Origin of the sequence: Pseudomonas sp. NY15364 (genome assembly GCF_048068235.1) — a bacterium.
GTDB classification, from domain to species: Bacteria; Pseudomonadota; Gammaproteobacteria; order Pseudomonadales; family Pseudomonadaceae; genus Aquipseudomonas; species Aquipseudomonas mendocina_D.
Genome location: NZ_JBLUPX010000006.1, coordinates 186,718 through 197,786 on the forward strand (window position 1 = coordinate 186,718; position 11,069 = coordinate 197,786).

Consider the following 11,069-nt stretch of genomic DNA (forward strand, 5'->3'; position numbering starts at 1 on the left):
GCGGCAGTGCCCGCATTAATAGACCATTGCCCTGTTTTTCGAGACCGACCATGAGCGACTCCCCCTACATCTTCGACATCTCCGGCGCCGCCAACTTCGAGCAACTGGTGATCGAGAACTCCTTCCACAAACCAGTGCTGGTGGACTTCTGGGCCGAGTGGTGCGCGCCGTGCAAGGCGCTGATGCCAATGCTGGCGAAGATCACCGAGGAATATGCCGGTGAGCTGCTGCTGGCCAAGGTCAACTGCGATATCGAGCAGGACATCGTCATGCGTTTCGGCATTCGCAGCCTGCCAACCGTGGTGCTGTTCAAGGACGGCCAGCCGGTGGATGGTTTCGCCGGCGCCCAGCCGGAGGCGGCGATCCGCGAGATGCTCAAGCCTCACGTCGCCGAACCAGCTCCTGCCGCCGCCGACCCGATGGAGGCCGCTCAGGCGCTGTTCGCCGAAGGCCGTTTTGCCGACACCGAAGCACTGCTCAAACAGGTGCTGACCGAAGACAACGAAAATGCTGCCGCGCTGATCCTCTACGCGCGCTGCCTGGCCGAGCGCGGCGAACTGGGCGAAGCCCAGGTGGTACTCGATGCGGTCAAGGGCGACGAACACAAGCAGGCACTGGCCGGTGCCAAGGCGCAACTGACCTTCCTGCGTCAGGCCGCCGACCTGCCAGACGCCGCCACGCTGAAAAGCCGCCTGGCGCAGAACGCAGAGGACGACGAGGCGCTGTATCAACTGGCCGTGCAACAACTGGCGCGCCAGCAGTACGAAGCAGCACTGGATGGCCTGCTCAAGCTGTTCGTGCGCAACCGCAGCTACAGCGAAGGCCTGCCGCACAAGACCCTGCTGCAAGTGTTCGACCTGCTCGGCGGCGATCACCCGCTGGTCACCACTTACCGCCGCAAGCTGTATCAGGCGATCTACTGATCCCAGCGTTGGATCGCGCTCGCCGTAGGGCGGACTCAGGAGCGAAGCGAACAGTCCGCCGTGCCGTGCCAAGTTCTGCACTGCAACTGACGTCCAACCCTCCCCTCAAAGGCGTACTGATTCCGAGCGGCCGGCGCCCCGATACGCCCTACGCCCCTCGCCTTGAGGTGCGCACCAGCGATGGCGGCGCTAGCGCCTCGTTGCACACAGCATGGCAGCGCGCGACATGCTACTAGTTCGGACGGCTACTCCTGCCAGTGATAGATCGGCGCATCCGCGCCGGTTTCCATGCGGATCTGCTCGCAATGACGCAGACGCACCAGCAGGCGCTTGCCAGCAACCTCCCCCCCGGCCAGCGCAGCCAGCTGCGCCATCAGCTTCGGTCCTTCCACTTGCCCTGCATCGCGTACCAGCTGTAGCGCGGTCTGCCACAGCGCATCACCCGCGTCAGCTGTGGCAGTCGCTGCCGCTACGCTGGGTGTCGGCGTAACAGCTACATGCTGCGCCAGTTGCGCCCAGTCCTCGGCATCCAGCTCCACCGTCAGATCCACCGGCCAGTCGCCAATGCGCCCACGTATTCGCACCATGTTCAGCCTCCAGTCAGGATCCTGCATGCTCCCATGACAGCGTCAGGCTGGCCAGTTCGCCACGAAAGTTGTTATAACGTAACAATTAACTCGCACCCAAGCTGGAGACACCCATGCGCCACCTGCTGCTCGCCCTGCCCTTCGCCCTGCTGCCCCTGGTCGCCGCCCAGGCCCATGAACACGGCCATGATCACGACCACGAACATTCCCACGACAGCCTGGGTGCCCACGAACACGGCGTCGCCAGCCTCAACGCAGCGCTGGACGGCAACCTGCTGGAGCTGCAGCTCGAAAGCCCGGCAATGAACCTGGTAGGCTTCGAGCATGCCGCCAAGAGCGATGCCGACAAGGCCAAGGTCGCCGCCGCCAAGCGTGAACTGGAGCAGCCCATCAGCCTGTTCGCCCTGAACAGCGGCGATTGCAAGGCCACCCAGGTCGAACTGGAAAGCCCACTGTTCGGCGACGCTGACCACGATCACGATCACGATCACGATCACGATCATGAAGGCGAGCACAGCGACATCCAGGCGCACTATCGCTTCGAATGCGCCAAGGCCAACGAATTGAAACAGTTGGATCTCGCCGAACTGTTCAAACGCTTCCCCGCCACCGAGAAGATTCAGGTACAACTGATCGGCCCGAATGGTCAGCAGGGCGTGGAACTGACGCCGGCACAACCACGCTTGAGCTTCTGACCTGCCACGTCTCATTGCCGGAGTGAGCGCCCCTCGCTCCTGCAATAAACGCCTTCTCCCGACACGCAGCAGACAATGACCGAACCTCTGATCGAACTCGCCAATCTCGGCTTCGCCTGGCCCGGCCAGGCGCAGCTGCTGGATATCCCCGTCTTCACCCTGGCACGCGGTGAAACCCTGTTTCTCAAAGGCCCCAGTGGCAGCGGCAAAACCACCCTGCTCGGCCTGCTCGGCGGCGTACAACGTGCGCAAAGCGGCCATATCCGCCTGCTCGGCCAGGACCTCGGCCAACTCTCCGCCGGTGCCCGCGACCGTTTTCGCGTCGACCACACTGGCTACATCTTCCAGCAGTTCAACCTGCTGCCATTTCTTTCTGTGCGCGAGAACGTAGAGCTGCCCTGCCGCTTCTCGCGCCTGCGTGCCGAACGCGCACGCCAGCGCCACGGCAGCATCGATGCCGCAGCAGCAGCGCTGCTCGACCATCTCGGCCTGCGCGCCGACCTGCTCGGCCGTCGCGCCGATGAACTGTCCATCGGCCAGCAACAGCGGGTCGCCGCCGCGCGCGCACTGATCGGCCAGCCAGAGCTGGTGATCGCTGACGAACCGACCTCGGCACTGGACTTCGACGCACGCGAGGCCTTCCTGCAATTGCTCTTCGCCGAATGCCGCGCTGCCGGCGCCAGCCTTCTATTCGTCAGCCACGACCAGAGCCTGGCTTCGCTGTTCGACCGCAACCTGTCGCTGGCCGAACTTAACCGCGCCACGCGCCCACAGGAGGCCTGAGATGCACCTGATCCGCATCGCCCTGGCCAGCCTGGCCAACCGCCGTTTCACCGCCTTGCTCACGGTGTTCGCCATCGCCCTGTCGGTCTGCCTGCTGCTGGCCGTGGAGCGTGTACGTACCGAAGCCCGCGCCAGCTTCGCCAACACCATCAGCGGCACCGACCTGATCGTCGGCGCCCGCTCCGGCAGCGTGAACCTGCTGCTGTACTCGGTGTTCCGCATCGGCAACGCCACCAACAACATCCGCTGGGACAGTTTCGAGCACTTCGCCAACCATCGTCAGGTGAAGTGGGCTATCCCCATTTCCCTCGGTGACTCGCACCGCGGCTATCGAGTCATGGGCACCAGCACCGCCTATTTCGAGCACTACCGCTACGCCCGCAGCCAGGCGCTGAAGTTGGCCCTGGGCCGCGAGTTTGCCGACGACCCGTTCGAGGTAGTACTCGGTGCGGAAGTGGCCCAGGCGCTTGGCTACGGCCTCGGCGAGAACATCGTTCTGGCACACGGCGTCGCCACCATCAGCCTGGTCAAGCACGACGACAAGCCGTTCACCGTGGTCGGTATCCTCGAACGCACCGGCACACCGGTCGACCGCACGCTGCACATTTCCCTGGCGGGCATGGAGGCGCTGCACATCGACTGGCAGAACGGCATGCCGGCACGCGGCGCGGCGCAGATCAGCGCGGATAAGGTGCGAGAGTGGGCAAGCGCCTGTTCACAAGCGTCGCGAGCGCGGACGGGGCAAGGCGAAAGCGGGCGAGGAAGCGCAGTTGAGTCGAGTCTCAATGAGCATTCCGAGCCCGCTTTCAACGCAGCAGCGTCAAGCGCAGTAGCTTGTGGACAGGCGCTGCAGCCCAAGCAGATCACTGCCTTCCTGCTCGGCCTCAACAGCAAGATCGCCACGTTCAGCCTGCAGCGCGAGATCAATGAATTCCGCGGTGAGCCGCTGCTGGCGATCCTGCCGGGCGTAGCGCTGCAGGAGCTGTGGAGCCTAATGGGCACGGCCGAGCAGGCGCTGTTCGTGGTCTCGCTGTTCGTCGTGCTGACCGGCCTGATCGGCATGCTTACGGCGATTCTCACCAGCCTCAACGAGCGCCGCCGGGAGATGGCGATCCTGCGCTCGGTGGGCGCACGCCCCTGGCATATCGCCAGCCTGCTGGTGCTGGAGGCCTTCGCTCTGGCATTGGCCGGCGTGGCTTTAGGTGTCGCGCTGCTCTATCTGGGCATCGCCGGCAGCCAGGGCTTCGTCCAGGCCAATTACGGCCTGTATCTGGCACTCAATGCGCCGTCGAGTTACGAATGGAAACTACTTGGTGGCATTCTCGCCGCAGCCGTGGCGATGGGCAGCGTGCCGGCCTGGCGGGCCTATCGGCAGTCGTTGGCCGATGGGTTGTCGATCAGGCTCTAAGGAAAAGTTGAGAGTGCCTGTCGTACACTGCACAGGCGTTCTCACTACGAGGTTCCTCATGTCCCGCCCCTTGCTCGCCACCCTGCTGCTGAGCCTAGCACTACCGCTGGCCGCCGCTGATGTGCGCGAACTCACCTGGTCCGAGCTGATTCCATCGGACGCTCCGCCGCAGGTCATTAACCCCGCGCCGATCCACGACCTCTCGCAATTGGCCGACGCCCTGGCCGAATCTGGCCCGGCCGCCATGCAGCAATCGCCGGCCGCACCAGTGGTCAAGGAGCTCAATGGTCAGCAGGTGAAGCTGCCCGGTTATATCGTGCCGCTGGATGTGACTGACGAAGGCCGAGTGGTGGAATTTTTGCTGGTGCCCTACTTCGGCGCCTGCATTCACGTACCACCACCGCCCTCGAACCAGATCGTCCACGTCACCAGCGAGCTCGGCGTATTGCTCGACGCGTTGTACCAACCGTTCTGGGTGGAAGGCCCGCTGAAAACCGAACATGTCAGTAGCGAACTGGCCGAGGTTGGTTATCAGATGGAAGCGGACAAGATCTACGCCTACGAATTGCCGGATAGCTGACCCTGCCGGGCATTCGTAGGTGTGACTGTAGGAGCGGCTTCAGCCGCGAAAAAATTCGCGGATAAATCGGAGCACCGCCCGCCGCGCCTACAACAAAAAAAGCCAGACCCTGGAGTCTGGCTTTTTACTTGGTGCGCGCGGCGCACCCTACAGGCGGCGTTCACCCAAGTAGGGTGAGCCGCGCGCATCGAAAACGACTCAACTGCGACTGGCGACCCGGTTCTCCCGCTCGAAGCGCAGTTCGCTTTCCGCCCATTGTCGCCAGGAGCGCACCTTGGCTCGCTCGGCACCACCACGCTCGGCACGCGCCAGTGCATCCAGGCCGGCCTGCCAGCGCGCTTGTTCCAGCTCCAGCTGCGCGACATAAAGCCAATGCTTGCCATTGCCGCTGCGCTCGGCCAACGGGCGCAGCACCCGCACCGCAGCAGAGCGATCACGCGCCTGCCACCAGAACAGCCCCAGGCGCTCCTGGCGCGCGGCGGTGTTGGCCAGCAGACCACTGTCGAGCATCCCGGCGAGCAGCTTGGCGCCTTGCCAGGGCTGATCCGCAGCGCCAGCCAGCAGCACCAGGTTGTCCAGCTCGGATTCGCTGAAACGCAGGCCCTTGCTATGCGCCGCACGCAGGGTCGCCAGCGCCTTGTCGTTGCTACCGGCCATCTGCTGCAGGCCAGCCAGCTGACGCCAGCCCTTGGCATCGTTCGGCTGGCGCGACAGCAACTGGCGCTGCCAGCGCTCGGCCTGGGCATAACGTTTCAGGTCGGCATTGGCACCCACCAGAAACTGCAGCCAGATGTCGGCGGCGTTGGGATTGGCCTGCACGTATCGCTCGGCCAACGGCAACGCCTTGACCGGCTGGTTCATGCCCTGATAGGCCTGCACCAGCATTTGCAGCACCTCCTCTGAGGCATGGCCCTGATTCGGCGCCAGCAACTCGACGACCTTGGCGTAACGACGCTCGCCCAGATTGAGCTTGGCCAGGTTGAGCCGCTCGCCAGCCAGCATTTCGGCGTCGAGCTTGCCGCTGCGCACAGCCTTGTCCAGCCAGTCGATGGCCTGAGCATTGTTGCCGGCCGACCAGGCCACATAGGCCTTACTGCGCCAGACCAGTGCCTCTTCGAGGCTGCCGCTCTTGGCCTGGACGCCGTCGAGTGCGCGCTGTGCGGCGGCGTAGTCGCCTTTCTGCTGCGCAACCTGCGCCGTATTCAGGGCCTTGAACACAGCCGGATCGACGGTCTGCTGAGCCATGCCAGGCACGGCCGCAGCACTGAGCATCACGAGCAACAACCAACGATACATGGTCAGCTCCTTTCCAGACGGAAGTAGAGGGTTTTTACCGCCTCGCGGTCTACAGCCAGACCACCCTCGGTACGTGGCGCGAAGCGCCAGCGAGAGGCGGCACGGCGCGCTTCGCGCTCGAAGACGTTACGCGGGTTGGCCTCCAGCACGCGGATGTTCTCCACGTTGCCAGAGCGATTGATGGTGAAAGCCAGTTTGACGAAACCTTCGATGCCACGCTGCAGCGCATAACGCGGGTATTCCGGGCGCACGTCGTTGAGCGGCATGACTTCGCTCTCCATGCCGCCCATCTGCCCACCGGACTCGGCGGCCTCGCTCGGTGGCGTCGGCGCTGGAGCACCCGGCGCAAGGCCGGACAGACTCGGTGCCGGCGCGCTGTTGACAGCAATACCGCTGGCCAGGCTGGGCAGTTGGATGTCCAGCGCCGGCAGGTTGGCATTCGGCGTGGCCGTTTGCGGCGTCGGCGGCGTGGGTGGCTGCGGCGTTTGCGGTTGCGGCGGCTGCGGTGCTTGCTGACGGGTGCGGCTGGCGGTCTCGCTGGCGTTACCGTCCATGCGCACGAAATTGGCCACGCTGACCGGTTCCTGATTCACCTTGGCGCTCGGTGGCGCGACCATGTACAGCATCAGGGCGAACAGCCCCAAGGCCATCAGACAGGCGCCGAGAAAAGACAGCGGCAGGCGCATCAGTTGACTCCGCTACCGGCAGCCAGAGCGACATCCTGCACGCCGGCCAGACGCGCCTGATCCATCACCTGAACCACCAGGCCGGTACGCGCATCCTGATCGGCCTGCACCACTACGGCCCCCTCAGGCTGGTCAACCCGCATGCGCTCGACATGCGCGCGCACGCTGCGAATGTCCACCGGCTGCTTGTCCATCCAGATCTGCCCGTCGGCAGTCACAGCGATAAGGATATTGCCCTTGTCCTGCGGGTTGGCGGTTTCCGCCTGCGGGCGCTGCACCTCGACGCCGGACTCGCGGATAAAGGAGCTGGTGACGATGAAGAAGATCAGCATGATGAAGACCACGTCGAGCATCGGCGTGAGGTCGATGCCGGTGTCTTCGTCCTGCTGGTGGTGACGACGCATTCTCATGTTGGGCGATCTCAGTCGTGACGCAGCTGGTCGGCCAGCCGCTCGATGGCCTGGCTGGCTTCGCGTTCGAGGCGCGCCAGGCTGAACAATCCAGGAATGGCCAGGACCATGCCGGCCATGGTCGGCAGGGTCGCCTGCCACACGCCTGCGGCCATGCCGCGAGGGTTACCGGTGCCGTTGAGGGCCAGCACATCGAATACGGCGATCATGCCAAGCACGGTGCCGAGCAGGCCGAGCAGCGGATACAGCGCCACCAGGGTCTTGCCCAGGCGCAGCGGCGCGGCCAGTTGCTGACGCGCCTGCGCCAGCCAGGCCAGGCGAACGGCGCGCTGCCAGTTGCCGTTGTCATCAGCCAGCACCTGCTGCCAGGCCTCGCGGCGCTCCTGCACCCAGCGCGGGAAAATCCTGCGCATGTACCAGAAACGCTCGAACACCAGGGTCCAGAACACCACGCAGAGCACCGCCAGCGCCCACATCACCACGCCGCCAGCGCTCATGAAGTCGAGCAGTGCATGAGCACTGTCGACTGCACGTAGCCAGAAGGCGAACAGATCAGTCACGGCGCGGCGCTCCCGACAGGTGCAGGGCAATCAGACCAGCGCTCTGCTGTTCCAGAACCTGGATCAGGCCCTTGCTGCGGCTGGCCAGCAGGCTGTGCAGAAACAGCAGCGGAATGGCTACCACCAGGCCCAGCACGGTGGTTACCAACGCCTGGGAGATACCGTCGGCCATCAGGCGCGAGTCGCCGCCACCGCTCTGGGTGATGGCCTGGAAGGTCACGATCATGCCGGTCACGGTGCCCAGCAGGCCGAGCAGCGGTGCAACGGCTGCCAGCAGCTTGAGCAGGCCCTGGCCTTTCTCCAGCGGCGGAGTTTCCTGCAGGATCGCTTCGTCGAGTTTCAGCTCCAGCGTTTCCAGGTCGGCCAGTTGCGGCTTGGCGCCCAGTACACCAATCACGCGGCCTAGTGGGTTGTCATTACGCGGCGCACTGAGGTCGTGCATCTGCGCCTTGACGCCGCTACCAACGCGAGCCAGGTAGACCATGCGCCACACAGCGAGAAGCAGGCCGAAAGCCCCCAGCACGACGATTACCCAACCGACCAGACCACCCTGTTGCAGACGGTCCCACAGAGTCGGCTGCTGCTGCAGTTGCGCCAGCAGGCTGCCACGGCTCGGATCGATGGGCAGCGTGGCGAGCGCATCGGTGCTGCTCAGGTAGTCCTTGACCTGGCCCAGGCCGGACGGCTGACGCGGCGGCGCCACCAGTTGCCCGGCATCGGCGTCGTAACGCAGGAAGGCATCCTCGCCATATACGGCGAAGGCGCCGACTCGCAGCACCTGCTGCTCCTGACGCGAACCATCGGCATTCACCACCGGCAGTTGCAGGCGCTCGATACGGCCGCTGGCAGCCAGGTCTTCGAGCAGCAGCATCCAGTAGCCGTCGAGGTCTTCGGCGGACGGCAGCGAGCGGCTTTCAGCCAACGCCTTGAGGCGTTTCAGGCGCTCCGGGTACTGAGCGTTGAGCAGGCTGTCCTGCCATTGCCCGGCGACATCACCGGCACTTTGACGCACCACGCCAAACAGCTCACCAAGGTGTCCGACGCGCTGCGCCAGCAATTTTTCCTGCTCGGCCAGCTCGGCTTCCTGGCGGTCGAACTCGGCTTTCAGACGCTCGCTTTCGGCTTTCTGGGTATTCAGCGCGGAACGTGCGGCAGCCAGCAACTGCGCCTGCTCACTACGCTTGGCGAGAAACGCCTGCTCGCGTTCCTGCATGGCGCTGACTTCGGCCGCGCGCTCGCTACGGATGCGCTGCAGCAGTTGATCGGGGTTGAGGGTTTCGGCCACGGCGGCCAGTGCCGGCAACAGGCTGAGCGCCAATACGGCTACAACACGACGACTCATTGTGCGGCCTCCTCGGCCAGGGTCTTGATCGGCAGGGACAGCACGGCAGGCGCCTGTTGCTGACGGGCGATGGCGATAGCTTGGGTCAGCGGACGACGCGCGCTGCCGTCGAGCACTTCCCAGGCCTTGGTCTGCGGGTTCCACCAGCCGCTCTCATGAGCATCGAGGGTCTGGTAATAGAGCATGCTGCGGCCCAGGCGCAGGAACTCGACGCTACGCGAACCACCGTCGCCCCGGGTCAGCTCACCACGCCAGGCTTCAAGCGTGCGTCCATAGTCGCTCTCGATCTGATAGGCCTCGAGGATGCGGCGATATTTGTCGGCCAGGCTGACATCGGCGCGCGGCAGCAGATCCTGCAACTGAGCCAGACGGTCTTCACGTTCCTCGGGCAGGAACGGCAGGTCCGCGGCGATGAACTCACCCAGCACCTCAACCATCTTGACCATCTGCGGGCTTACTGCTTCCTGGGTACGTTCGATGCCATCGAGCTGCTTCTGATAACTGGCCAGCTCCTGACGCTGGGCTTCGACCAGGTCACGAAGTTGACTGTTATAACCTTTCAAAGCCTCAGCCTGCTGCAAGGCATTTCGGTACTCATTGAGCATCTCACGGCTGGCGTCATCCAGCTGTTCGACACGGCCCTGGGAGGCTTTCGCCTCGGCGGCCAGGCGCTGGCTTTCGTCGAGCGCAGCATCCAGCGGCGCGGCGAGCAGCGAGCCGCTGCTCAACATCAGTGCCACGACCAGGGAACGGTGGGGGAAGCGATTCATGCGCAGAGGGTCCTCGACAGACGGGCTTGCTTCAAAAAGAGAAACATTATCATCTACAGACGCATTCGAAGCAATGGACAAAACACCGCAGCAGAGCCCGTCGATCTATTGAGCCAGGTCAAAAAGTGAATTGTTGCTTGGCTTAGCATTGATTTCAGCCAAGACACACAACCGACTCGAACTGGAGCTCGCTATGTACAAGTCACTGTTCACTGCCTCACTGCTGGCCCTGGCCATCGCCTCCCCCATTGCTCAAGCCCACCAGGCTGGCGACATCCTCATCCGTGCCGGCGCCATCACCGTCAACCCGGAGGCCGACTCCTCCAGCGTCAAGGTCGATCGCGGCGGCCTCGCCGGCACCGACCTGGGCGGCAAAGCAACCATGAGCAGTGACACCCAGCTGGGTCTGAACTTCGCCTACATGCTCACCGACAATCTGGGCATCGAGTTGCTGGCGGCAACCCCGTTCGAGCATGACGTAAAGATCAAGGGCACCGTCCTAGGTGCAGCCAATGGTAAGCTGGGCAGCCTCAAGCACCTGCCGCCGACCCTGAGCCTGGTGTACTACCCGCTGGACGCCAAGTCGGCCTTCCAGCCCTATGTCGGCGCCGGTATCAACTACACCTGGATTTTCGACGAACACGTCGGTAGCGCTGCCAGCGCCAACGGCTTCGACAATTTCCGCGCGAAGAATTCCTGGGGCCTGGCCTGGCAGGTGGGTGCCGACTACATGCTGACCGATAGCCTGATGCTCAACGCCCAGGTGCGCTACATCGACATCGACACCACCGCCTATGTCGACAACAACGCCCTCGGCGTGCGCGCCAAGGTTGATGTGGACGTAGACCCCTTCATCTACATGGTCGGCTTGGGTTACAAGTTCTGATAAGCCTCGCAGAAATGAAAAAGCCGGCGCATCAGACTGTGTGAAAACGTTCTGAACTGAACCGGTTCAATACAAACGCCTCGATTGATTCGGGGCGTTTGTGTTTTTACTGGTGCAATGATGCAAAGTGCAGCGCTCAGGTC

Annotated in this window: 13 protein-coding genes; 6 read left to right on the forward strand and 7 right to left on the reverse strand. The window is 63.8% G+C overall.

Annotation, left to right across the window (positions count from 1 at the left end; translation table 11 throughout):
- Positions 1-50: 50 nt before the first annotated feature.
- Positions 51-923 carry a thioredoxin gene (gene trxA / locus ACNFCJ_RS07910; RefSeq protein WP_416770693.1) on the forward strand — a complete coding sequence of 291 codons (873 nt, stop codon included), beginning with the start codon at positions 51-53 and terminating at the stop codon, positions 921-923.
- A 245-nt stretch (positions 924-1,168) separates the two neighbouring features.
- On the opposite strand, the gene ACNFCJ_RS07915 is transcribed toward trxA, so the two are convergent.
- Positions 1,169-1,510: a hypothetical protein gene (locus ACNFCJ_RS07915; protein WP_125881385.1), complete on the reverse strand. Its 342-nt coding sequence runs from the start codon at positions 1,508-1,510 to the stop codon at positions 1,169-1,171.
- A 113-nt stretch (positions 1,511-1,623) separates the two neighbouring features.
- On the opposite strand from ACNFCJ_RS07915, the gene ACNFCJ_RS07920 reads away from it, so the two are divergent.
- From ACNFCJ_RS07920 to ACNFCJ_RS07935, 4 genes are all read left to right on the forward strand, one after another.
- Positions 1,624-2,205: a DUF2796 domain-containing protein gene (locus ACNFCJ_RS07920; protein ID WP_416770694.1), complete on the forward strand. Its 582-nt coding sequence runs from the start codon at positions 1,624-1,626 to the stop codon at positions 2,203-2,205.
- 75 nt (positions 2,206-2,280) lie between these two features.
- Complete coding sequence (locus tag ACNFCJ_RS07925; RefSeq protein WP_143504832.1) at positions 2,281-2,988, forward strand: ABC transporter ATP-binding protein; 708 nt, start codon at positions 2,281-2,283, stop codon at positions 2,986-2,988.
- A 1-nt stretch (position 2,989) separates the two neighbouring features.
- A complete protein-coding gene (locus ACNFCJ_RS07930) occupies positions 2,990-4,396 on the forward strand; it encodes an ABC transporter permease (protein WP_416770695.1) in 1,407 nt (468 codons plus the stop codon).
- Positions 4,397-4,454: 58 nt separating this feature from the next.
- Positions 4,455-4,976: a DUF3299 domain-containing protein gene (locus tag ACNFCJ_RS07935; RefSeq protein ID WP_416770696.1), complete on the forward strand. Its 522-nt coding sequence runs from the start codon at positions 4,455-4,457 to the stop codon at positions 4,974-4,976.
- Positions 4,977-5,174: 198 nt separating this feature from the next.
- On the opposite strand, the gene ACNFCJ_RS07940 is transcribed toward ACNFCJ_RS07935, so the two are convergent.
- The 6 genes from ACNFCJ_RS07940 to ACNFCJ_RS07965 are packed head-to-tail and all read right to left on the reverse strand — an operon-like array spanning position 5,175 to position 10,040.
- Complete coding sequence (locus ACNFCJ_RS07940) at positions 5,175-6,272, reverse strand: tetratricopeptide repeat protein (RefSeq protein ID WP_416770697.1); 1,098 nt, start codon at positions 6,270-6,272, stop codon at positions 5,175-5,177.
- Positions 6,273-6,274: 2 nt separating this feature from the next.
- Positions 6,275-6,958: an energy transducer TonB gene (locus tag ACNFCJ_RS07945; protein ID WP_079782696.1), complete on the reverse strand. Its 684-nt coding sequence runs from the start codon at positions 6,956-6,958 to the stop codon at positions 6,275-6,277.
- Positions 6,958-7,368: an ExbD/TolR family protein gene (locus ACNFCJ_RS07950; protein ID WP_104730392.1), complete on the reverse strand. Its 411-nt coding sequence runs from the start codon at positions 7,366-7,368 to the stop codon at positions 6,958-6,960. The genes ACNFCJ_RS07945 and ACNFCJ_RS07950 overlap by 1 nt, the downstream gene beginning before the upstream one ends.
- Positions 7,369-7,379: 11 nt before the next feature.
- Positions 7,380-7,928, reverse strand: coding sequence for a MotA/TolQ/ExbB proton channel family protein (locus ACNFCJ_RS07955; protein ID WP_003463249.1), 549 nt, complete (start codon positions 7,926-7,928; stop codon positions 7,380-7,382).
- Positions 7,921-9,270: a MotA/TolQ/ExbB proton channel family protein gene (locus tag ACNFCJ_RS07960; RefSeq protein WP_125881392.1), complete on the reverse strand. Its 1,350-nt coding sequence runs from the start codon at positions 9,268-9,270 to the stop codon at positions 7,921-7,923. Before ACNFCJ_RS07960 ends, ACNFCJ_RS07955 begins: the two co-directional genes overlap by 8 nt.
- The gene (locus tag ACNFCJ_RS07965; protein ID WP_416770698.1) at positions 9,267-10,040 is read right to left on the reverse strand and encodes a DUF3450 domain-containing protein; all 774 of its coding nucleotides are present in this window, start codon (positions 10,038-10,040) and stop codon (positions 9,267-9,269) included. Before ACNFCJ_RS07965 ends, ACNFCJ_RS07960 begins: the two co-directional genes overlap by 4 nt.
- 193 nt (positions 10,041-10,233) lie before the next feature.
- Between ACNFCJ_RS07965 and ACNFCJ_RS07970 the strand changes: the two genes are divergently transcribed.
- A complete protein-coding gene (locus ACNFCJ_RS07970) occupies positions 10,234-10,926 on the forward strand; it encodes an OmpW/AlkL family protein (RefSeq protein ID WP_416770699.1) in 693 nt (230 codons plus the stop codon).
- The last annotated feature ends 143 nt before the right edge of the window (positions 10,927-11,069 follow it).

Bases quoted from the DNA above. Each gene is read 5' to 3' on its own strand.
- trxA (WP_416770693.1), top strand. From the start codon at position 51: ATGAGCGACTCCCCCTACATCTTCGACATCTCCGGCGCCGCCAACTTC.
- ACNFCJ_RS07915 (WP_125881385.1), bottom strand. From the start codon at position 1,510: ATGGTGCGAATACGTGGGCGCATTGGCGACTGGCCGGTGGATCTGACG.
- ACNFCJ_RS07920 (WP_416770694.1), top strand. From the start codon at position 1,624: ATGCGCCACCTGCTGCTCGCCCTGCCCTTCGCCCTGCTGCCCCTGGTC.
- ACNFCJ_RS07925 (WP_143504832.1), top strand. From the start codon at position 2,281: ATGACCGAACCTCTGATCGAACTCGCCAATCTCGGCTTCGCCTGGCCC.
- ACNFCJ_RS07930 (WP_416770695.1), top strand. From the start codon at position 2,990: ATGCACCTGATCCGCATCGCCCTGGCCAGCCTGGCCAACCGCCGTTTC.
- ACNFCJ_RS07935 (WP_416770696.1), top strand. From the start codon at position 4,455: ATGTCCCGCCCCTTGCTCGCCACCCTGCTGCTGAGCCTAGCACTACCG.
- ACNFCJ_RS07940 (WP_416770697.1), bottom strand. From the start codon at position 6,272: ATGTATCGTTGGTTGTTGCTCGTGATGCTCAGTGCTGCGGCCGTGCCT.
- ACNFCJ_RS07945 (WP_079782696.1), bottom strand. From the start codon at position 6,958: ATGCGCCTGCCGCTGTCTTTTCTCGGCGCCTGTCTGATGGCCTTGGGG.
- ACNFCJ_RS07950 (WP_104730392.1), bottom strand. From the start codon at position 7,368: ATGAGAATGCGTCGTCACCACCAGCAGGACGAAGACACCGGCATCGAC.
- ACNFCJ_RS07960 (WP_125881392.1), bottom strand. From the start codon at position 9,270: ATGAGTCGTCGTGTTGTAGCCGTATTGGCGCTCAGCCTGTTGCCGGCA.
- ACNFCJ_RS07965 (WP_416770698.1), bottom strand. From the start codon at position 10,040: ATGAATCGCTTCCCCCACCGTTCCCTGGTCGTGGCACTGATGTTGAGC.
- ACNFCJ_RS07970 (WP_416770699.1), top strand. From the start codon at position 10,234: ATGTACAAGTCACTGTTCACTGCCTCACTGCTGGCCCTGGCCATCGCC.